At 72.2% G+C, this 22,441-nt stretch carries 15 protein-coding genes; 12 read left to right on the forward strand and 3 right to left on the reverse strand.

The window, feature by feature from the left end; translation table 11 throughout:
• The 6 genes from glgX (at position 1) to hydA (ending at position 11,671) form a co-directional block, all read left to right on the forward strand.
• Entirely contained in the window at positions 1 to 2,103 is a 2,103-nt protein-coding gene (gene glgX, locus AC0IW9_RS09485; protein ID WP_471647987.1) for a glycogen debranching protein GlgX, read from the forward strand.
• Entirely contained in the window at positions 2,100 to 3,914 is a 1,815-nt protein-coding gene (gene treZ, locus AC0IW9_RS09490) for a malto-oligosyltrehalose trehalohydrolase (RefSeq protein ID WP_471647988.1), read from the forward strand. Before glgX ends, treZ begins: the two co-directional genes overlap by 4 nt.
• Positions 3,911 to 5,941 carry a 4-alpha-glucanotransferase gene (malQ, locus tag AC0IW9_RS09495; protein ID WP_471647989.1) on the forward strand — a complete coding sequence of 677 codons (2,031 nt, stop codon included), beginning with the start codon at positions 3,911 to 3,913 and terminating at the stop codon, positions 5,939 to 5,941. The genes treZ and malQ overlap by 4 nt, the downstream gene beginning before the upstream one ends.
• On the forward strand, positions 5,941 to 8,712 hold the full coding sequence (gene treY / locus AC0IW9_RS09500) for a malto-oligosyltrehalose synthase (RefSeq protein WP_471647990.1): 2,772 nt from the start codon (positions 5,941 to 5,943) through the stop codon (positions 8,710 to 8,712). Before malQ ends, treY begins: the two co-directional genes overlap by 1 nt.
• Positions 8,709 to 10,115, forward strand: coding sequence for an alpha,alpha-trehalose-phosphate synthase (UDP-forming) (locus AC0IW9_RS09505; protein WP_471647991.1), 1,407 nt, complete (start codon positions 8,709 to 8,711; stop codon positions 10,113 to 10,115). Before treY ends, AC0IW9_RS09505 begins: the two co-directional genes overlap by 4 nt.
• Before the next feature lie 65 nt (positions 10,116 to 10,180).
• Positions 10,181 to 11,671 carry a dihydropyrimidinase gene (gene hydA / locus AC0IW9_RS09510; RefSeq protein ID WP_471647992.1) on the forward strand — a complete coding sequence of 497 codons (1,491 nt, stop codon included), beginning with the start codon at positions 10,181 to 10,183 and terminating at the stop codon, positions 11,669 to 11,671.
• Between the two features lie 16 nt (positions 11,672 to 11,687).
• Here the strand turns inward: hydA and AC0IW9_RS09515 are convergent, their stop codons facing one another.
• Positions 11,688 to 12,515, reverse strand: a complete 828-nt coding sequence (locus tag AC0IW9_RS09515; RefSeq protein ID WP_471647993.1) for an alpha/beta fold hydrolase — start codon at positions 12,513 to 12,515, stop codon at positions 11,688 to 11,690.
• 29 nt (positions 12,516 to 12,544) lie between these two features.
• Positions 12,545 to 14,434: an amidohydrolase gene (locus AC0IW9_RS09520; protein WP_471647994.1), complete on the reverse strand. Its 1,890-nt coding sequence runs from the start codon at positions 14,432 to 14,434 to the stop codon at positions 12,545 to 12,547.
• 239 nt (positions 14,435 to 14,673) lie between these two features.
• On the opposite strand from AC0IW9_RS09520, the gene AC0IW9_RS09525 reads away from it, so the two are divergent.
• The 6 genes from AC0IW9_RS09525 to AC0IW9_RS09550 all read left to right on the forward strand — a co-directional run bounded on the left by AC0IW9_RS09525 (position 14,674) and on the right by AC0IW9_RS09550 (position 21,759).
• Complete coding sequence (locus AC0IW9_RS09525; protein ID WP_471647995.1) at positions 14,674 to 15,216, forward strand: ferritin-like domain-containing protein; 543 nt, start codon at positions 14,674 to 14,676, stop codon at positions 15,214 to 15,216.
• Between the two features lie 176 nt (positions 15,217 to 15,392).
• Positions 15,393 to 16,340 carry a helix-turn-helix transcriptional regulator gene (locus AC0IW9_RS09530; RefSeq protein WP_471647996.1) on the forward strand — a complete coding sequence of 316 codons (948 nt, stop codon included), beginning with the start codon at positions 15,393 to 15,395 and terminating at the stop codon, positions 16,338 to 16,340.
• Between the two features lie 8 nt (positions 16,341 to 16,348).
• Positions 16,349 to 16,843 (forward strand): luciferase domain-containing protein, encoded by a 495-nt coding sequence (locus AC0IW9_RS09535; RefSeq protein WP_471647997.1) that lies wholly within the window; start codon positions 16,349 to 16,351, stop codon positions 16,841 to 16,843.
• Between the two features lie 156 nt (positions 16,844 to 16,999).
• Positions 17,000 to 17,287, forward strand: a complete 288-nt coding sequence (locus AC0IW9_RS09540) for a hypothetical protein (RefSeq protein WP_471647998.1) — start codon at positions 17,000 to 17,002, stop codon at positions 17,285 to 17,287.
• Positions 17,288 to 17,360: 73 nt separating this feature from the next.
• Positions 17,361 to 18,581 (forward strand): efflux RND transporter periplasmic adaptor subunit, encoded by a 1,221-nt coding sequence (locus tag AC0IW9_RS09545; RefSeq protein ID WP_471647999.1) that lies wholly within the window; start codon positions 17,361 to 17,363, stop codon positions 18,579 to 18,581.
• Positions 18,582 to 18,594: 13 nt separating this feature from the next.
• Positions 18,595 to 21,759, forward strand: a complete 3,165-nt coding sequence (locus AC0IW9_RS09550; protein ID WP_471648000.1) for an efflux RND transporter permease subunit — start codon at positions 18,595 to 18,597, stop codon at positions 21,757 to 21,759.
• 2 nt (positions 21,760 to 21,761) lie between these two features.
• Here AC0IW9_RS09550 and AC0IW9_RS09555 read toward each other — a convergent pair.
• Positions 21,762 to 22,441, reverse strand: a 680-nt coding sequence (locus AC0IW9_RS09555) for a DNA-3-methyladenine glycosylase family protein (RefSeq protein ID WP_471648001.1), incomplete at its 5' end; no start/stop codon positions are given.

The following is a 22,441-nucleotide window of genomic DNA, read 5'->3' on the forward strand; positions in this document are numbered from 1 at the left end:
ATGCCGCCCGTCCCGACGCGTTTGCTGCCCGGCCGACCTCACGCGCTAGGGGCGAATTGGGATGGTCTCGGTGTCAACTTCGCGGTCTTCTCGGCGCATGCCGAGCGGATCGACCTGTGCCTCTTCGACCCCGCCGGGCGGCGCGAGATCGCCCGGCTGCCGCTGCCGGAATGCACCGACGAGGTCTGGCACGGCTATCTGCCGGAAGCCCGCCCGGGTCAGCTTTACGGCTACCGCGCGCATGGCCCCTATGAGCCGCGCCAGGGCCATCGCTTCAATCCGCACAAGCTGCTGCTGGACCCCTATGCGCGCCAGCTCTCGGGCGAGGTGCGCTGGTCCGACGTGCTGTTCGGCTATCGCGTCGGGGCCGGGCGCGCCGACCTGACCTTCGACCGCCGCGACAGCGCGCCGGCCATGCCGAAATCCGTCGTGGTCGACGACAGCTTCCATTGGGGCGACGACCGGCCGCCCTGCGTCCCCTGGGACCGCACGGTGATCTACGAGGCGCATGTGCGCGGCCTGACCATGCTGCGCGACGACATCGCCCCGCGCGAACGCGGCACCTTCGCGGCCCTCGCCGATCCACGCGTGGTGGACCACCTGCAGAAGCTCGGCGTCACCGCGATCGAGCTCATGCCGATCCATGCCTTCCTGCAGGACCGCTTCCTGGTCTCGAAGGGGCTGAAGAACTACTGGGGCTATTCGACGCTGGGCTTCTTCGCACCGGAGCCGCGCTACCTCATCGAGCCCTGGATGCGGAACGAGCTGAAGGTCGCCGTCCGCCGCCTGCATGCCGCCGGGATCGAGGTCATCCTCGACGTGGTCTACAACCACACTTGCGAAGGCAGCGAGATGGGGCCGACGCTGTCCTGGCGCGGGCTCGACAATGCCTCCTACTACCGGCTCATGCCGGATGATGCGCGTATCCACATCAACGATACCGGCACCGGCAATACGCTGAATATCAACCACCCGCGCGTGCTGCAGATGGTGATGGACAGCCTGCGCTATTGGGTTGAGCACTACCACGTCGACGGCTTCCGCTTCGACCTCGGCACCATCCTGGGGCGCGAGGCAGGCGGCTTCGACCAGGGCAGCGGCTTCTTCGACGCCATCCGCCAGGACCCCTGCCTTTCGAAGGTGAAGCTGATCTCGGAGCCCTGGGACATCGGCCCCGGCGGCTACCAGGTGGGCAACCACCCGCCCGGCTTCGCCGAATGGAACGACCGCTACCGCGACGGCGTCCGCCGCTTCTGGCGGGGCGACAGCGGCACCCGCAGCGACCTCGCCGCGCGCCTCACCGGTTCCGCCGAGCTGTTCGACCGCCGCCGTCGCCGGCCCTGGGCCAGCGTCAACTTCCTGGCCAGCCACGACGGCTACACGCTGTGCGACACCAATGCCTATGAGCAGCGCCACAACGAGGCCAATGGCGAGGACAACCGCGACGGCCATTTGGATAACCACAGCAACAACTGGGGTGTCGAGGGCGAGACCGACGATCCGGCGATCAGGGCGACGCGCGCCGCCGTCTCCCGCGCCATGCTCGCCACCTTGTTCGCCTCCGCCGGCACCCCCATGCTGCTGGGCGGCGACGAGCTGGCCCGTACGCAGGCCGGCAACAACAATGCCTATTGCCAGGACAACGAGATCAGCTGGGTCGACTGGGACCGCGCGGCGGGGCCGGAGGCGCAGGCGCTGCAGCGCTTCACCGCGCGGCTGATCGCCCTGCGGCACCGCCTGCCGCCGCTGCGCCCCGCCGTCTTCCTGCATGGCGGCGCCGAGGTGCGGCCCGGCCTCAGCGACATCGCCTGGTTCGACCAGCATGGCCAGGCCATGACGCCGGATGCCTGGAACGAGCCGGAAGCGCGGACGCTGGCGCTCCGCCGCGCGACGGCCGCGCCCGACCGCAGCGTCGATGCGACCCTGCTGCGGCTGAATGCCGATGGCGCCGCGCATGACTTCGCCCTGCCGCCGCCGGAATTTCCTTGGACCGTCGTGCTCGACACCGCCGTGCCGGAGGCGGAGGACTATCCGCTTTCGGGCAATGCCGTGTCGGTCGGTGCGCATTCGGTCGTCCTGCTTGCCGTGAGGTTGCCGATATGACTCGCTTCGCACAGCCCACCTCCTGGGGGGCAACGGTCCTGGAGACGGGCGGCACCCGCTTCCGCCTCTGGGCACCGGACAGCACCACCGTCACGCTGGAGGTCGAGGGCGAGGCGCCGCGGCCGATGCAGGCCGAGGCCGATGGCTGGCATGGCCTGGAGGCGCCGGTCCGCCCCGGCGCGCGCTACCGCTTCCGCGTCTCGCCGGACCTCTCGGTGCCGGATCCGGCCTCCCGTCTCCAGGCCGGCGACGTGCATGATGCCTCGATCGTCCTCGACCCGCGGGCGCATGAATGGCGGCACGGCGACTGGCGCGGCCGGCCCTGGCATGAGACGGTGATCTACGAGGTGCATGCCGGCGCGATGGGCGGCTTCGCGGGCGTGGAGGCGGCGCTGCCGCGGCTGAAGTCGCTCGGCATCACCGCGGTCGAGCTGATGCCGATCGCGGATTTCCCCGGCGGCCGCAACTGGGGCTACGACGGCGTGCTGCCCTATGCGCCCGACACCTCCTTCGGCACGCCGGAGGCGCTGAAGTCGCTGATCGATGCCGCGCATGGGCATGGACTGATGGTCTTCCTCGACGTGGTCTACAACCACTTCGGCCCCGACGGCGCCTATCTGCATGCCTATGCCAAGGGCTTCTTCAACGAGGGCGTGCATACCCCCTGGGGCGCCGCCATCGACTTCCGCCAGCAGCCGGTGCGCGACTACTTCGAGGATAATGCGCTGTTCTGGCTGCACGAGTATCGCTTCGACGGCCTGCGCTTCGATGCCGTGCATGCCATCGCCGAGGCCGATTGGCTCGATCACCTCGCCGCCCGCGTCCGGCGCGAGATCCCCGATCGCCAGGTGCATCTGGTGCTGGAGAACGAGAACAACGCCGCGCACCACCTGCGGCCGAAGGGCGGCTTCGATGCGCAGTGGAACGACGACGGCCACAATGTCCTGCATCCGCTGCTGACCGGCGAGCGCGAGGGCTACTACGAGGATTTCTCCGACGCCGGCGCGGCCAAGCTCGCCACCGTGCTGGAGCAGGGCTTCCTGTTCCAGGGCCAGCATTCGCCGCATCTCGGGGCGCCGCGCGGCGAGCCTTCCGGCGAATTGCCGCCGACCGCCTTCGTGCTGTTCCTGCAGAACCACGACCAGGTCGGCAACCGTGCCTTCGGCGAAAGGCTCGCGGCTCTGGCCAACCCGGATGCCCTGGCCGCGGCCACCGGGCTGCTGCTGCTCTCGCCGCAGATCCCCATGCTCTTCATGGGCGAGGAATGGGGCTCGACCGCGCCGTTCCTGTTCTTCACCGACCATAACGACGAGCTCGCGCCGCTGGTGCGGGAAGGGCGGCGCAAGGAATTCGCCAAGTTCGCCGCCTTCCAGGATGCCGAGAAGCGCGCCCGCATCCCCGACCCGAATGCGCAGGATACCTATGGCAGCTCGATGCCCGATGCCGCGGAAGCGGAGCGGCCGCCGCATGATGCCATCCTTGCGGCCCATCGCCGGCTGCTGGCCCTGCGTCATGACCGCATCATTCCGCATCTCCCGGGCGCGCGGTCGCTCGGTGCGCATCCGATGGGCGATGCGGCGGTGCTGGCGCGCTGGCGGCTCGGCGACGACAGCATCCTGACGCTGGCCTGCAACCTCGGCCCCGAACCCGTGTCCTGCACGGCACAGGGCAAGATGATTTTCGAAAGCCTTGCCGGTGGCGCGGCGTCGCTGGGCACCGGTTCGCTTCCGGCGCGTTGCACCGTGGCCCTGATCGCCGCGCCCGAGACGCGCGCGACCGCCGATGGGCCGATGATGAAGGGGCCGGGATGAATTCGGACGAGTCCTTGCAGACGCTGGCAGAGGCTGCCGGCATCGCCGCGCGCTGGCAGGACGTGCACGGCGAGACGCAGACGGTCGGTGCGGAAACCCTGCGGGCCGTGCTGGCCGCGCAGGGCCTGCCGGCGGATGCGGAAGAGGCCATGCTGGGGCTCCGCCGCCTGGCGGAACGGCTGCCGCCGCTGCTGACCATGACCATCGGGCCGGAGGGCCTGGCCATTCCGGGCGCGTCGCCGGGGCATCGCTATACCCTCGACATCGAGGGCGGCGACCGCATCGAGGGACGGCTCGAGGCAGGCTGGGGCGGGGAGGCGCGGCTGCCTGCGGTCTCCACCCCCGGCTACCACCGCCTCACCCTCGATGGCGGGCATACCACCATCGCCGCAGCGCCGCCCCGTTGCCTCACCCTGAACGACGTCGGGGCCGAGGTGCATCGTGGCGGTGCGGCCTGGGCGCTGGCGGCGCAGATCCCGTCGCTGCGCCGGCCGGGCGACGACGGCATCGGCGATTTCGGCAGCGTGGCGGACCTCGCCCGGTCGGCCGGGAAGCGCGGCGCCACCGCGCTGGCGGTCAGCCCGGCGCATGCGCTCTTCGCGGCGGACCCCAACAAGTACGGGCCCTATTCGCCCTCCTCCCGCATCATGCGCAACGTGCTGCTGGCGGACCCTTCCGCCGCGCTCGGCCCGCAGCCGGCGCAGCTGACCGATGCGGCAGGGCTGATCGACTGGCCCGAGGCGACCGGCCGCAAGCTCGCCCGCCTGCGCGCGCTGTTCCACCACCACGCCGACCACCCGGGCTTCGTCGACTTCCGCAGCGACGCCGGCCCGGCGCTGGAGGACCACGCCCGCTTCGAGGCGCTGCACGCGCATCTCTACGGCGGCGATCCGGCCCTGTGGCACTGGCGGTCCTGGCCGGAGGAATACCGCACCCCGCACTCCGCCGGCATGCAGCGCTTCGCCCGCGACCATGCGCGCGAGGTCGCCTTCCACGCCTTCTGCCAGTGGCTCGCCGATGCCTCCCAGCAGGCGGCGCAGGAGACGGCGCGGGAGGCCGGGATGCCGGTCGGCCTCATCGCCGATCTCGCGGTCGGCACCGATGGCGGCGGCAGCCATGCCTGGTCGCGCCAGCGGGAGATCCTGCCCGGCGTCACGGTCGGCGCGCCGCCCGACATCTTCTCCCCGCTCGGCCAGGACTGGGGGCTGACCGCCTTCTCGCCGCTCGAGATGCGGGCCGGCGGCTTCGGCGCCTACCGCGAGCTGCTGCGGGCCGCCTTCCGCCACGCCGGCGGCGTGCGGGTGGACCATGCGATGGGCCTCGCCCGGCTCTGGGTCGTGCCACAGGGCATGGGCCCGGCTGAGGGCGCCTACCTCCGCTACCCGATCGAGGACATGCTGCGGCTGCTGGCGCTCGAATCGCATCGCCACCGCGCCATCGTCATCGGCGAGGACCTCGGCACCCTGCCGCAGGGCTTCCAGGGCCGCATGGCCGATGCCGGCATCCTCGGCATGCGCGTGCTGTGGTTCGAGCAGGAGCCGGATGGCGCCTATCGCCCGCCGCATGGCTGGTCGCCCGATGCCGCGGCGATGACGACGACGCATGACCTGCCGACCATCGTCGGCTGGTGGGGCGGCAACGACATCGAGTGGCGCCGCAAGCTTTCGCTCTTCCCCGACGACGCGGCCGCGGATGCCGAGGTCGCCCGTCGCGCGGTGGATCGCAAGGCGCTGTGGGCTGCTCTCCGCGCTAGCGGCGCCACCACCGCGCCGGAGCCGCCGGCCGGGAATGGCGAGGCGGCGGTCGATGCCGCCATCGCCCAGGTCGGCAGCGCTGCCTGCGCGCTGGCCATCCTGCCGCTCGAGGATGCCCTCGCGCTGCCGGAACAGCCCAACCTGCCGGGCACGGTGGAGGGCCACCCGAATTGGTGCCGCCGCCTGCCCGGCGATGCCGCCACCCTGCTCGATGCGCCCGAGGTCGCCCGTCGCATCGAGGCCTTCGCCAGCGCCCGGCCACGAGGAACTTGATGCCCATTCCGCTGACCGCGACCGCGCGACTGCAATTCCACGCCGGCTTCACCCTCGATGACGCCGTCCCCCTCATCCCCTATTTCGCCCGCCTCGGCATCAGCCACCTCTATGCCTCGCCGATCCTGAAGGCGCGGCCCGGCTCCACCCATGGCTACGACATCGTGGATCATGGCCGGATCAACCCGGAGCTGGGCGGCGAGCCGGCGCTGGAGCGGCTGGTCGCGGCGCTGAAGCAGGCCGGGCTCGGGCTCATCCTCGATATCGTGCCGAACCACATGGGCGTCGGCGGGGCCGACAATGCCTGGTGGCTCGACGTGCTCGAATGGGGTCGCCAGAGCCCTTACGCCAGCTTCTTCGACATCGACTGGGAGCCGCCCGACCGGACGCTGCACAACCGGATGCTGGCGCCCTTCCTCGGCGCGTCCTACGGCGAGGTGCTGCCCTCCGGCGACCTGACGCTGCGCTTCGATGCCGAGACCGGGCAGTTCTACGCGCAGTATTTCGAGCATCGCTTTCCGATCGCACCGCAGCACTACACCCATGTCCTGCGTGGGGCCGGGGATCCGGCGCTCGAGGAGCTGGCGCAGGAATTCGGCCGGATCGGCCTGCATCTGCGCGACCGCGTCGCCGCCCGGGCCGCCGCCGCCGATGGCCATGCCAAGCTGCGCGACCTCGCCGCCGATGCGGCCGGCGCCGCCCGGCTGCATGCCGCGCTGGAGGCCTTCGACCCGCTGGAGGACGCCGGGCGGGACCGGCTGCACCGGTTGCTGGAACGCCAGCACTACCGCCTCGCCTGGTGGCGGGCGGCGGCGGACGAGATCAACTGGCGCCGCTTCTTCGACATCACCTCGCTCGCCGGCCTGCGCGTCGAGCTGCCCGAGGTCTTCGATGCGACGCATGAGCTGATCCTGAAGCTCTATGCCGAGGGCGCCATCGACGGCGTGCGCATCGACCACATCGACGGCCTCGCCGATCCGCGCGGCTATTGCCGCAAGCTCTATCGCCGGATGCAGGCGGTGCGGCCGGACCAGCCGCCGCTGGTCTGGGTCGAGAAGATCCTGGCGCCCTTCGAATCGCTCCGGACCGACTGGCTGGTGGATGGCACCACCGGCTACGACTTCATGGATGAGGCGAGCGGCGTGTTGCACGACCCGGCGGGGGAGGAGCCGCTGACCGCGCTCTGGGTCGAGCATACCGGGCGCTCCGGGCATTTCGAGAACGAGGCGCGCGAGGCGCGGCGGCAGATCCTGCGCGACAACCTCGCCTCCGAGCTGAACGCGACCGCCGCGGCGCTGAAGCGCGTCGCCAGCCGGGACCTGGTGACGCGGGACTTCACCCTGACGGCGCTGCGCCGGTCCCTGGTGGAGGTGCTGGTCCATTTCCCGCTCTACCGGATCTACATCTCGACCGGCGGGCGGAATGCCGAGGACAAGCGCATCCTCGACTGGGCGCTGGCCGGTGCCCGCCGCACCATCCGCGCGGCGGACCGGCCGCTGCTGGACCTCCTGGATGGCTGGCTGGGCGGCGAGCCGCCGCGGGCCCTGGCCCCGGCGCTGCGGCGCGAGCGACTTTCCGCCGCGGTGCGCTTCCAGCAGCTTTCCGCCCCGGTCGCGGCGAAGAGCGTCGAGGACACCGCTTTCTACCGCTACGGCCGCCTGATCTCGCGCAACGAGGTTGGCTCCGACCCCGCCCGCTTCGCGGTGACGCCGGGCGGCTTCCACGGCGCGGCCCGGGCGCGGGCCAAGAACTTTCCCCGCGCCCTGCTGGCGACGGCGACGCATGATCACAAGCGGGGCGAGGATGTCCGCGCCCGGCTCGCGGTGCTGTCCGAAATCCCGGAGGAATGGGCCGCCGCGGTGCAGCGCTGGACCCGGCTGAACTCGCAGCTCCGCAAGGAGCTGGAGGATGGCGCCGCGCCGGGCATGAGCGCGCAGCTCATGCTGTACCAGACCCTGGTCGGCGCCTGGCCGCTGGGCCTGTCGCCGGAGGACGAGGAGGGGGTGAATGCCTTCCTCGAACGCGTCGTCGCCTGGCAGGAGAAGGCGCTGCGCGAGGCCAAGCGCCGGACCGAATGGGCGGTGCCCAATGCCGAGTACGAGTCGGCCTGCCGCGACTTCGTCTTCGCCTGCATGGCGGCCGATCGCGCCAGCCACCTGCGAGAGGAGATCGCCGGCTTCGCCGGGCGGCTCGCCCTGCCCGGGGCGGTGAATGGCCTGGCGCAGACCCTGCTCCGCTGCGCCGCGCCGGGCGTGCCCGACCTCTATCAGGGCACCGAGTTCTGGGACCTCAGCCTGGTGGACCCGGACAACCGGACCCCGGTCGATTTTCCGGCCCGCATGGCGGCGCTGGAATCCGGCGAGGCGCCCGAGGCGCTGCTCGGGCATTGGCGGGACGGGCGGGTGAAGCAGGCCATCCTGGCCCGCTGCCTCGCCATGCGCGCCGCCCATCCGGCGGTCTTCGCGGCAGGCGACTACCTGCCGTTGACGGTGGAAGGGCCGCAGGCGGCGCATGTCCTGGCCTTCGCCCGCGTCCACAAGGAGGGGGTGGTGATCGCCGTCGCCACCCGCCTGCCGACGGCGCTGATGGGGCAGGCGGAGCTGCCGCTCGTGCCGGTGGCGGAATGGGGCGGAACCGAACTCGTGTTGCCGCGTCACATTGTGGCGAAGCGGTGGCGGGACGGTTTGACCGGGGCCATGCTCGAGGGAGATCGACTGCCTCTCTCGGATGTCCTCTCCCGCCTGCCGGTTGCGCTGCTGGAGGTGGGATGAGCCGGATCGTCGTCGTCTCCAACCGGGTGCCGGTGCCTTCGGGCAATGCCGGGCATGCGGGTGGACTTGCAGTTGCCCTGCTCGGCCTGATGCAGCGCCGGGGCGGGCTGTGGTTCGGCTGGAGCGGCGCGGTGACGGAGCGGCCGCCCGGCACCACCACCGCGCCGAGCTTCGCCCAGCGCGGCGCCGTGGGCTATGCCACGCTCGACCTGACCGAGGCCGAGCACGCCGGCTACTATACCGGCTATTCCAACGGGGTGCTCTGGCCGACCTTGCATGCGCTGCCGCACCTCATGCAGTTCCGTCGCCAGGACCTCGACACCTATCGCAAGGTCAACCGGCGCTTCGCCCGCTGCCTGACGCCGCTGCTGCGGGACGACGACCGGATCTGGGTGCATGACTACCACCTGATGTCGCTGCCCGGTGCGCTGCGCGGCCAGGGCGTGCGCAACCCGACCGGCTTCTTCCTGCATGTGCCCTTCCCGGGGCCTGAGGCCGTGGCCGTCGCCCCCGGCATCCGCGGCTTGATCCAGGATCTGCTGGAGGCCGACCTGATCGGCTTCCAGACCGCGACCGACCGCGACAATTTCGCCGCCACCGCGATCGAGTTCGCCGGCGCCGAGCGGATCGGCGACCAGATGATGGAGATGGCCGGCCGGCCGGTGCGTTTGGGCGTCTTCCCGGCCGAGATCGATGCGCGGGAATTCGCCGCGACGGCGGCAACCCAGGCGCGGGAGGAGCCGGCGACCCTGCTGGCCAAGTCCCTGCGCGGCCAGGCCCTGCTGCTCGGCGTCGACCGGCTGGACCCGACCAAGGGCCTGCCGGAACGGCTGGAGGCCTTCAGCCGCACCATCGCCCGCCGCCCGGCCCGCAGCGCGACCATGCTGCAGATCGCCGCGCCTTCCCGCGAGGATGTCGCCGCCTATCGCCGGCTGCGCGCCGAGGTGGACAGTGCCGCGGGGGCCATCAACAGCGAATTCGGCGAGCCGGACTGGCTGCCGCTGCGGCTGCTGGCCCGGCCGCAGGCGCGGGATACCGTGGCCGCCTTCATGCGCCTCGCCCGTGTCGGCGTGGTGACCCCGCTACGCGACGGCATGAACCTCGTCGCCAAGGAATATATCGCGGCGCAGGACCCGGCCGATCCGGGCGTGCTGGTGCTCTCGCGCTTCGCCGGCGCGGCGGCGCAGCTCAGCTCCGCCCTGCTGGTCAATCCGCATGATGCGGAGGGCATGGCGGAGGCGCTACACCGGGCGCTCGACATGCCGCTCGCCGAGCGGCGGGACCGTTGGCAGGCCGCCTGGGATGCCATCGCCGGGACGACGCCGGAAGGCTGGGGCGAGGCCTTCCTGCGGGCGCTGACGCCCGAGGGCCTGGCCCGGCTGCCGGTCGCCGGCGCCGCCTAGCCCCGCCCCATAGACGCGGGCGGCAGCCCGGCGGCATCATCCCCGCGACAGCGCGGGAGACGACGATGGCCGATTACGATCTGGTGGTGCGCGGCGGGACGGTGGCCAGCGGCCTCGGCACCATGCGCTGCGACATCGGCATCCGCGGCGGGCGCATCGTCGCCCTGGCCGAAAACATCCCCGGCGGCTCGGCGACCCTGGATGCCGATGGGCTGCTGGTGCTGCCGGGCGGCGCCGACACCCACTGCCACATCGAGGAACCCTCCCGCGGCGGCTATACCAGCGCCGGCGGCGCGCCCGCCACCGAGGTGACGGTGCAGGAGGAGAGCTTCGGCTCGGCCAGCGTCTCCGCCTTCGCCGGCGGCACCACCAGCGTCGTTTGCTTCGTGCCGCAGTGGAAGGGGGAGGGGATCCTGCCCCGGCTGGCCGACTACGAGGCCCGCGCCGCCCGCGGCATGGTGGACTACAGCTTCCACCAGATCATCAGCGATGCGACCGAGGACGTGCTGGAGCGCGAGGTCCCGCAGATCGTCGCCAAGGGCATCCGCAGCCTGAAGGTCTTCCTGACCTATGAGCCGCTGCACCTACCGGACGAGCAATACCTGAAGGTGCTGGTGACGGCGCGGAAGCACGGCTGCCTGGTGACCGTGCATTGCGAGAATTACGCCGCGATCAACTGGCGGACCGAGGCGCTGCTGAAGGCCGGCCTGACCGCGCCGAAATACCACGCCTGGTCGCGCCCGCCGGTGGTGGAGCGGGAGGCGACGCATCGCGCTATCGCCCTGGCCGAGCTGGTGGACCAGCCGATCCAGGTCTTCCACGTGAGCTGCGAGGAGGCGGCGGAGGAGATCGCCCGCGCCCAGCATCGTGGGGTGAAGGTCTGGGGCGAGACCTGCCCGCAATACCTGGCGCTGACCGCCGCCGACATGGACCGGCCCGGCTTCGAGGGCGCCGCCTTCATGTGCAGCCCGAGCCCGCGCAGCGCCGCGGAACAGGCCAAGGTCTGGGAGATGATCCGGCGCGGCACGCTGGACGTCGTCTCCTCCGACCACTGCGGCTTCAGCATGGGCAAGCCCGGCGCCGGCAAGGCGTCGAGCGGCCGCGACGCCAATTTCCGCGACATCCCGAACGGCATCCCCGGCCTCGCCGCGCGGCTGCCGATCCTGTTCAGCGAGGGCGTCTCGAAGGGCCGCATCACGCTCGACCACTTCGTCCGGCTGACCGCGACCAACCCGGCCCGGCTGATGGGCCTGGCGCCGCGCAAGGGGGCCATCGCGATCGGCGCCGATGCCGACTTGGCGCTGTGGGATCCGAAGAAGAAGGTCACCATCACCAACGCGCTGATGCAGCATGCCATCGACTACACCCCCTATGAGGGGCTGGAGGTCACCGGCTGGCCGGTGGCGACGGTCCGCCGCGGCGCGGTGGTGATGCGCGACGGGGTGGTGCAGGCGGAGCCGGGGACGGGCCAGTTCCTCGCCCGTGGCCCCTACGACTTCATCGCCCCGCGCGGGGTGGTGCCGGATGGCTTCGACCCGGCACCGCGCCCTGCCTAGTCCCAGGGCGGCCTGATCAGCCCTTGATGAAGGCGAGCAGGTCCGCGTTGATCTCGGCCGCATGGGTCGTCGCCATGCCATGGGGATAGCCGGGATAGACCTTCAGGGTCGCGCCCTTGATCAGCTTGGCCGAGAGCAGCCCGGCATTGCCGATCGGCACGATCTGGTCGTCGTCGCCATGCATCACCAGCACCGGCACGTCGATCTTGCCGAGGTCTGCGGTGAAGTCGGTGGCGGAGAAGGCCTCGATGCAGTCGTAGTGGCTCTTCACCGAGCCCATCATGCCCTGGCGCCACCAATTGTCCCGCACCGCCTGCGAGACCACGGCGCCCGGCCGGTTGAAGCCGTAGAAGGGCAGGGTGAGGTCCTGGTAGAATTGCGCCCGGTTGTTGGCCACGCCGTCGCGGATGCCGTCGAAGACCGCGGCCGGCAGGCCGTTCGGATAGGCCTCCGTTTTCACCATGATGGGCGGCACGGCGCCGATCAGCACCGCCTTGGCGACGCGGCCGGTGCCGTGCCGGCCGAGGTAGCGGGCGACCTCGCCGCCGCCGGTCGAATGGCCGATGTGGATCGCGCCCTTCAGGCCGAGCGCGGCGGTGAGCTGGGCGACGTCGTCGGCATAGGTATCCATGTCATTGCCCGTCCAGCTCTGGCTGGACCGGCCATGGCCGCGGCGGTCATGCGCGACGACGCGGAAGCCCTGGTGCAGGAAGAACAGCATCTGCGCGTCCCAGTCGTCGGCGGTCAGCGGCCAGCCGTGGTGGAAGACCAGCGGCGTGGCCTCCTTCGGGCCCCAGTCCTTGTAGAACAGCTCGATGCCGTCGGTGGTGGTGATGAAGGGCATGGCGGGATTCCTTGACGCAGAAGGGGGTTTCAGACGGCCCAGCAGAGGCAGCCGAGGGCGCCCCAGAAGCCGCCCTCGTCGCGCACCGGCGCGGCGGGGCGGGCCCAGGCATGGGCATGGCCATGGACGCCGCAGGCGGTGCCGCAGCCGCAGGCCGCGGCCAGCCGGGCGAGCGTCCGGTTCGGGTCCACCGCCTCGGCCCGCAGCCGGGACTTGTAGCCGCCGGTATGCCGCACCGGGGACCAGTCGGGCATCGGCGGCGGCAGCACCGGGGCGAGGGGGGCATAATCCCCGGCGCCATGGACGATGCGGCCGCCCACCAGGGTCAGCAGGCTCTCGATGTCCTGGATCCGGTCCTCCGGCACGCCGAAGTAGTCCTCGGTCAGCACCGCGAGGTCGGCATACATCCCCGGCTGCAGCCTTCCCTTCAGCCCTTCCTCCCGGGTGAACCAGGCGGTCGCCTCGGTCCAGAGGCGCAGCGCCTGGGTGCGGTCCAGCCGGTTGCGCGGGGGATAGAGCCGCTGGCCGCCGAGCGTCATGCCGGTGACCAGCCAGGAGAGCGAGACCCAAGGGTTGTAGCTGGCGACCCGGGTCGCATCCGTCCCCGCCGAGACCGGCACGCCGAGCTCGAGCATCCGCGCGACCGGCGGCGTGCGCTCGGCCGCGGCGGCGCCGTAGCGCTCGATGAAATATTCGCCCTGGTAGGCCATGCGGTGCTGCACCGCGATGCCGCCGCCGAGCCGGGCGATGCGCTCGATGTTGCGGTCGGAGATGGTCTCGGCATGGTCGATGAACCAGTGCAGGCCATCGATCGGGATGTCGCGGTGGACCTTCTCGTAGACATCGAGGGCGCGGGAGATGGTCTCGTCATAGGTCGCATGCAGGCGGAAGGGCCATTTGTGCTCGGCCAGCAGGCGGATGACCGGCTCGAGGTCGGGCTCCATCGCCGCCGGCATCTCCGGGCGCGGCTCGCGGAAATCCTCGAAGTCGGCGGCGGTGAAGACCAGCATCTCGCCGGCGCCGTTGTGGCGGTACATGGCGTCGCCGTCGCCGGGCTTCACCATGCCGGTCCAGCGGGTGAAATCCGCCAGCTCCCCCTTCGGCTTCTGGGTGAAGAGGCTATAGGCGATGCGGACCGTCAGCTCCCCGGCGCGGTGGAGCTGGTCGATGATGCCGTAGTCGTCGGGGAAGTTCTGGAAGCCGCCGCCGGCATCGGCGGCGCTGGTGACGCCGAGGCGGTTCAGCTCCCGCATGAAGTGCCGGGTCGAGTTGAGCTGGTACTCCGGCGGCAGCTTCGGCCCGGCGGCGAGCGTCGCGTAGAGGACCATCGCATTCGGCCGGGCCAGCAGCAGGCCGGTCGGGTTGCCGGCGGCATCGCGCTGGATCTCGCCGCCGGGCGGGTTCGGCGTGTCGCGGCCATAGCCGGCGGCCCGCAGCGCGGCGGCGTTCAGCAGCGCCCGGTCATAAAGGTGCAGGATGAAGACCGGCGTCTCCGGCGCGACGGCATTGATCTCCGCCAGCGTCGGCAGGCGCTTCTCGGCGAATTGGTGCTCGGTGAAGCCGCCGACGACGCGCACCCATTGCGGCGCCGGGGTGCGGGCGACCTGGGCGCGCAGCATGTCCATGGCATCGGCCAGGCTGCGCACCCCGTCCCAGCGGAGCTCGAGGTTGTAGTTCAGCCCGCCGCGGATGATGTGGATGTGGTTGTCGGCGAGGCCCGGGATCACCCGCCGCCCGCCGAGGTCCACCAGCCGCGTCGCCGGGCCGGCCAGCGGCAGCAGCTCGGCATCGCTGCCGGTCGCCAGCACCAGCCCGTCCCGCACCGCGATGGCCTGGGCTTCCGGCTGGCCGGGATTCAGCGTGGTGATGCGGCCGTGGTGCAGGATGAGGTCGGGTGGTGCGGCGGGCGCAATCGGCATCGGGCTGATCCCCTCCAATCCGGCGGCGATCGCCGGCATCGGGCGGCATGATGCGGCGGCGGGGCCGGGCTGGCTTGCACAATGGTGCGCCCGCCGTCGCGCGCCCGGCTTCGCCGCGGAGACCGCAAGCCGGCGCGTCCCGCCGCAATCCGGCGCGAGAGGGGGCATGCCAGGCCAGGCTAGGCTGCCGGGATGAGGCATGGGGCCCGCGGCCGGGCGCCTGCCGGAGGAGCCGCCGCATGGACGCCGACTGCCGCGTGCCTGCCGCCGACCGGCATGTCGTCGCCGTGGCCCTGGCACGGATCCTGGCCGATACGGCGGTGCTCGCCGCCAAGATCCAGGGCTTCCGCTGGAATGCCTGCGGCACCGCCGCGCTGCTGCTGGACGGCGTGCTGCTGGCGCAGCAGCAGGACCTGCAGCAGGCGCTGGAGGCGCTGGCGCGGCGGCTGCGGGTGCTGGAGCATCCGGCGCCCGGATCCTGCGCCGACCTGCTGGCGCTGACCGGCCTGACCGAGGAACGCGGCGTGCCCGCGGCCCTGCGGATGGCGGCGCAGCTCGCCGCCGACCATGCCGCCATCGCCGCCGCCATCCGCTGCGTGCGGGTGGCGATCGAGGATATCGGCGATGCGGCGGCGGTCCGCCTGCTCGACCACCGGCTGGCGATGCATGAGGAGGCGGCGGCGCTGCTGGCCCGGCTGGAAGCCCCGGCCTGGAGCGACGGCCCCGGCACCGGGTCGATCCTGGCGAGGCTGGAGCAGGAGGGCGGGCTCGAGGTCGAATGATCCGGATGATGAGGGAAAGTTCAACGTTGCGCAGTTTTCATGAACACCCCGACATCGGCCGCCGCAGAATGTTCCGAACGGGGCGTGGCATGCCGCCGCGGGGGACGTGACTGCGCCCCTCGCCATCGTCGCGGTGCCAGGCCGCATTGGTGCATCCGGCGGAGCATCCACCGAGAATGGCAATTGCGTCTCCCTTCGCCGATCCCCTGCTCTGGGACCGGCCCACGCCGGCCGGCGGCATCCGGCTGCATCACCTGGTGCGGCTCAGCGGCGGCTTCCCGCTGGCCCTCGGCCGGCATGACCACCTCGTCTTCCTGCCCACGGCCGGCGGCGGCCGGATCGGGCTCGGCGTGCGCCCGGCGCCGCTGCTGCCGAGCGAGATCCTGGTCGTGCTCGGGCCGCAGCCGGCGCCGCCGCAGTGGTTCGGCGCCAGCGGCATCCTGCTGCTGATCGGGGATGCGCCGCTGCGCACCATGCTGGCGCAGCTGGAAGGCCAGCCGCTGGCCGGCGGCGCCACCCTGCGGATCCGCGATCCCCTGCTGGTGCCGCTGATCCGCGGGCTGGCGGAGGCGGTGGAGCGGGGCGACCGTGGCCCGGTGACCGGGCCGCTGGGCGACGCTCTGGTGGCGCGGCTGGCCGATGCGATGCTGGCGCGGGTGCCGGTGGCCGGCAACGACGGCGGCGGGCTGGCCGCCTGGCGGCTGCGCCGGGTGGAAGCCTTCGCCGCGGAGAACCTGGGCCGCACCATCCGGCTGGCCGAGCTGGCGGCGGTCGCCGGGCTCAGCGTCTTCCACTTCAGCCGGGCCTTCAAGCAGACCACGGGCCATGCGCCGCAGGCCTGGCTGATGCGGCGGCGGCTGGAACGGGCGCAGGCGCTGCTGGCCGATGCCAGCCTGCCGCTGATCGATGCCGCGATCGAGGCCGGCTTCTGTTCCCATGCGCATCTGACCGCCACCTTCCGCCGGCTGCTGGGCACGACTCCCAGCGCCTGGCGGGCGGCGCTGCTGGACCAGGCTGCGGCGGAAGGGGCCGCGGTGGATGCGGCGGGGCCGGCCGCCCTGCGCACCGGCGGGCCGCCGGTCCGGGACCGCCTGCCGGAGCCGGCCGCCACCACCGCCGGCTGACGTCACCCATGAATGGTCCCGCACCACCCGCCTCCCTGCCGCTGCGGGACAAGGCACCGCCCCGCGCCCTGCCCGGGGAGGAGCCGGACCGGGCCGCGCCGCTCGCCGCCCGGCAGCGCACCCTGGACCGCGCCCTGGCGCGGCTGGCCGGCGTGGTCACCGGCCCGGGCCTCGCGCGGCCGGGGCTGGCGGCCGAGCCGGGGTCGCTCGGCCTGTTCCTGGCGCCGGAGATGGCGCGGGGCCCGGCCGAGGCCTTCCTGGCGGAGACCGAATTCGCCCGGCTGCAGCCGTTGCCGGACGGCAGCCTGCTGTTGCCGCTGCCTGCCGCCTGGCACCAGGCCGCGATCCGCATGCTCTGGGCGGTGCCGCATCCGGCGGCGGGGCGGCGCGGCCTCCCGCCCGGCCTGGTCCTTGTCGCCGCGCCGCGCCAGGCGGCGGAAGCCGATGTGCTGGCCCGGCTGATCGAGGTGGCCTGGGACTGCGCCCGCGGCGGCATGACCTGAACGAAACCCCGGCGGCCAGGGAATGACAGCACGAAAGGACAAGAGGCCCGGATCATTTCAGCGCAACCTCGGGCTGTCCGACGCAACCGGGTGCAAGCGCCCCGGTCCCCCCGGGGACGATGATCGGGCAGCGAAACACTCACGAAGGACGCCGCCATGATCTCCCGGATTGCCCTCTTCGCCGCGCTGGTCGCGCTTGCCGCCTGCGCCGATGTCTCGGCGCCCTCCGGCCCGCCGATCGCCGGGGAAAGCCGTGGCACCGCCGCACCGCCGCTGCGCACCGAAGGCGCCGCGCAGCCGCATAGCGCCAATGCTTCCGCCGGCACCGCCACCATCACCGGCAATACCGGGGAGGGCCGCCCGGTCGTCACCCGTTCCGGCATGCCGGGCACCGATGTCGGCGGCGTGCAGCCGCTGCCGCGCATCCCCGCCAGCAAGCCCTGAGCGAGGCATCCTGAGCCGGGCCATCTTGCGCCGGGCCATCTTGCGCCGGGGCCGAGGTCGGACGCGGGCGGGCATGGCGCCGCCCGCGGCGGACCGCCGAACCTCGGCCCTGCGCGGGATCCCGGCTGCCCCGCTGCTGGGTCTGGCACTGCTGGGGCTGGCGCTGCTGGCGCCGGCCGCCCGGGCCCAGCAGCCGCCCGTGGTGACGGTCGGCCAGCCGGTGCAGCGACGGGTGATGGATACCGACGACTACACCGGCCGCTTCGCCGCCGCCGAGCGGGTGGAGGTACGCGCCCGGGTGGGCGGCGCCCTGGCGGGCGTGCATTTCACCGATGGCCAAGTGCTGCGGCGCGGCGACCTGCTGTTCACCATCGACCCGCGCCCCTACCAGGCGGCGCTGGCCGAGGTGCAGGGACGGCTGGCCGAGGCCCGCTCGCGCGCCGATCTCACCATGCGCGAGCTCGGCCGGGCCAACGAGCTGCGGCGCAGCCAGGCGGTGCCGGAGGCGACGGTGGACCAGCGGGCCGAGGCGGTGCGCTCCGCCCAGGCCGCCATCGCCATCGCCGAGGCGCAACTGCAGCGGGCCGCCCTCGACCTCGAATGGACGCGGGTGACGGCGCCGATCGGCGGCCGCATCGGCCGGCACCTGGTGACGCCCGGCAACCTTGTCGCCGGCGGCGATGCCGGGGCGACCCTGCTGGCGACCATCGTCTCGCTCGACCCCATCGAGGTCTATTTCGACGTCGATCAGGCGGCCTTCCTGCGCTACGTGCGGCTGCGGGTGGATGCGGGCCAGCCTTCCTCGCGCGACAACGCGACGCCGATCCTGCTCTCGCTCGGGGACGAGACCGCCTATCGGCACCGCGGCGCCATCAACTTCGTCGACAATGTCGCGGATGCCAGCACCGGCACGGTGCGCGCCCGGGCCCGGCTGGCCAATCCGAACGAGCTCTTCACCCCCGGCATCTTCGCCCGCATCCGGGTGCCGGCGGGGCTGCCCTATGAGGCGCTGCTGCTGCCGGATGCCGCCATCGGCACCGACCAGACCCGCAAGGTGGTCTTCGTCCTCGGCCCGGGCAACGTCGTCTCGATGCGGGAGGTGCAGCTCGGCCGGCTGATCGACGGGCTGCGCGTGGTCCGCCAGGGGCTGGCGGCGGGGGATGTGGTGGTGACCAATGGCCTGCAGCGCATCCGCGTCGGCCAGCCGGTGACGCCGGACCGCCAGCCCATCCCGGCGCCGCCGCCGGCCGAGACGATGCTGACCGGGCCCGCCCCCGCCGGCATGGCCCGTTGACGGGACCGGGGCGGTGAACGGTCTCGGTCAGCTCGGCATCCGCCAGCCGGTGCTGGCGATGGTGCTGTCCATCCTGCTGATGATCATCGGCGGCATCGCCTATGTCACCCTGCCGGTCAGCGAATACCCGGATGTGGCGCCGCCCACCATCGTCGTGACGGCGGCCTATCCCGGCGCCTCCGCCCAGGTGGTCGCGGATACCGTGGCGACACCGCTGGAGCAGGAGATCAACGGGACCGAGGGCATGCTCTACATGTACTCGCAGTCCACCAGCGACGGCCGGGTGACCCTGACTGTCACCTTCAAGCTGGGCACCGATCTCGATAAGGCGCAGGTGCTGGTGCAGAACCAGGTCGCCATCGCCACGCCGCGGCTGCCCGAGGAGGTGCGCCGGCTGGGCCTGACGACGCGCAAGAACGCGCCCGACCTGCTGATGATCGCCTTCATGCTGTCGCCCGACGACAGCTACGACCAGCTCTATATCTCGAACTACGCGCTGCGCCAGGTGAAGGACCGGCTGAACCGGCTGGACGGCATCGGCGACATCACCATGTTCGGCGCCCGTGACTATGCCATGCGGCTCTGGCTCGACCCGGAACGCATCGCCGACCTCGGGCTGACGGCCGGCGACATCGTCGCCGCCGTCCGGGCGCAGAACGTCCAGATCGCCGGCGGCACCATCGCCGAGCCGCCGATCGCCGACCAAGCCTTCCAGCCGAGCCTCACCTTCCTCGGCCGGCTGATGGAGCCGGAGCAATTCGGCGAGCTCATCATCAAGGCGAGCGAGACCGGCAGCGTGGTGCGGCTGCGCGACGTGGCGCGGATCGAGATCGGCGCGCTGACCTACACCACCAACAGCTTCCTGCACCGCAAGCCGGCGGTGGCGCTGGCCATCACCCAGCGGCCGGGCTCGAACGCGCTGGCGACGGCCAAGCTGATCCGCGCCGAGATGGCGGCCATCGCCGCGGAATTCCCGCCCGGCCTCGGCTACGACATCGCCTATGACCCGACCCGCTTCATCGCCGAGAGCGTCAGCGGGCTGATCCACACCATCTTCGAGGCGGTGGGCCTCGTCGTCGTGGTGATGATCCTGTTCCTGCAGCGCTGGCGCGCGGCGATCATCCCGGTGCTGGCCATCCCGGTCTCCCTCGTCGGCACCTTCGCGGCCATGGCGGCGCTGGGCTTCTCGGTCAACAACCTGACGCTGTTTGGCCTGGTGCTGGCGGTGGGCATCGTGGTGGACGATGCCATCGTCGTGGTCGAGAACGTCGAGCGGCACCTCGACGGCGGCGAGACGCCGCGGCAATCCGCCTCCAACACCATGAACGAGGTGGGCGGGGCGCTGGTCTCGATCGCGCTGGTGCTCTGCGCCGTCTTCGTGCCGACCGCCTTCCTGCCGGGGATCTCGGGCCAGTTCTTCCGCCAATTCGCGGTGACCATCGCGGTCGCCACGGCCTTTTCCTGCTTCTGCTCGCTGACCCTCTCGCCGGCGGTCGCCTCGCTCATCCTGCGCTCGCATGCGGCGGCGAGGCCGGTGCCCTCCTGGAACCTGGCGGCGCGCGGGATGCGCTGGTTCTTCGGCCGCTTCAACCGCGGCTTCGACCGGCTGGCGCAGGTCTATGCCGGGCTGGTGCGGGTGGTGGTGGGCCTGCCCTGGGTGATGCTGCCGGCCTATGCGCTGCTGATCGGCGCCGCCGGCTGGCTGCTGGCCACCGCGCCGCGCGGCTTCATCCCGGCGCAGGACCGCGGCTACCTCATCGTCTCGGTGCAGCTGCCGGGCGGCGCATCCCTGGCGCGGACGACGGAGGTGGTGCAGCGGGTCGAGGCCATCCTGCTGGAGACGCCGGGCATCACCGGCGCGCCGAGCTTCGCCGGTTTCTCGGGTGCGACCCGCACCGTCGCCTCCAATGCCGCGGCGCTCTTCCCGACCTTCGCGTCCTGGGAGGAGCGCGGGCCGCGCGGCCTGACCGCCACGGCCATCACCGCCGATATCCGCCGGCGGCTGGCCGAGGTGCGGGAGGCCTTCATCATCGTCATCCCGCCGCCGCCGGTCCCCGGCATCGGCACCGGCGGCGGCTTCGCGCTGCGGCTCGAGGACCGCGGCGCCCGCGGCACCGCGCTGCTGGCGGCCAGCACCGAGGAAATGGTCGCGGCGCTGCGGGCGACCCCGGGTCTGACCGCGGTCTTCTCCCCCTTCACCGTCGATACGCCGCAGGTCTTCGTCGACATCGACCGCACCCGGGCGCGCATGCTGGGCGTGACCGCGGCCGATATCACCGATGCGCTGGAGACCTATTTCGGCTCCTCCTACGTCAACGACTTCAATACCCTCGGCCGGGTCTTCCGGGTGACGGCCCAGGCCGACCTCGGCTTCCGTCGGGTGCAGGAGGATCTGGGGCGGCTGCGGGTGCGGAACAGCGCCGGGCAGATGCTGCCGATCGGCACCATGATCCAGGTGCGGGACCTGGCCGGGCCGGACCGGGTGCCGCGCTACAACCTCTACCCCACCGCCGAGATCAGCGGCGAGCCGATGCCCGGCGTCAGCACCGGCACGGCGCTGGCGACCGTCGCCCGGCTGGCGCGGGAAAGGCTGCCGGACGGGCTGGATTTCGAATGGACCGACCTGTCCTTCCAGCAGGCAACCGAAGGCAACGCCGGGCTGCTGGTCTTCCCGTTGTGCGTCCTGTTCGTCTACCTCGCGCTGGCGGCGCAGTACGGCAGCTGGAGCCTGCCCTTCGCGGTGCTGCTGATCGTGCCGATGTGCCTGCTGGCGGCGACCTTGGGCGTGCGGCTGGCCGGGCAGGACGTGAATATCCTGACCCAGATCGGCTTCGTCGTGCTGGTCGGGCTGGCGGCGAAGAATGCCATCCTCATCGTCGAATTCGCCAAGCAGCTCGAGGACGAGCACCTGCTCGACCGGGTGGATGCGGTGGTGGAGGCCTGCCGGCTGCGGCTGCGGCCGATCCTGATGACCTCGCTCGCCTTCATCCTCGGCGTGCTGCCCCTGGTGCTCTCGGCCGGCGCGGGGGCGGAGATGCGGCAATCGGTCGGCGTCGCGGTCTTCTTCGGGATGCTGGGGGTGACGCTGTTCGGCCTGGTCTTCACGCCGGTCTTCTACGTGCTGATCCGCGGACTGGTCGCGGGGCGGCGGGCGGCGGAGCCGGGGGAGCCGGGCTGAACTCAGCCATCCTCCACCGCCGGCCGTCCGGTGACGAAGCGCCAGTGGTGCCAGAGCAGCCGCGCCGCCAGCGACCGCCAGGGCGACCAGCCCAGTGCCAGCGCCGCCAGCGCCTTCGGCCCCGGCCGCGCCTCCAGCCCCAGCAGATGCGCCGCGCTGGCCGCCAGCGCCAGGTCGCCGCTCGGGAAGATATCCGGCCGGTCCTCGGCAAATAGCAGATGCACCTCGGCGGTCCAGGGGCCGAGACCCTTCACCGCGGCGATATGCGCGACCGCCGCCGCATCGCCCAGCGCCCGCAGCCCGGCGAAGTCCAGCCGGCCGTCGAGGCAGGCGGCAGCCAGCGAGCGGGCATGCGCCGCCTTGGGCCGGGATAGGCCGGCGATGCCGCAGAGCGTCGCATCATCCAGCGCCAGCAGCCCGGCCGGCTCCAGCGCGCCGGGCAGGGCCGCAAGGCGCCGCCAGATGGCGCCGGCCGCCTGGTTGCTGATCTGCTGGCCGCAGATGGCCCGCAGCAGGCCGGGGAAGCCCGGGGCGCGGCTGCGCCAGGGCAGCGGCCCGGCGGCGGGTTCGATGGTGGCGAGCCGCGGGTCCTGCGCCGCCAGCGCCAGCAGCCCGGCCCGGGCCCAAGGCGGCGGGACGGGGATGGGCGCCGAGGGGGAAGGCGCCAAGGGGGAAGACGCCA

The organism is Belnapia sp. AC561 (assembly GCF_979252845.1).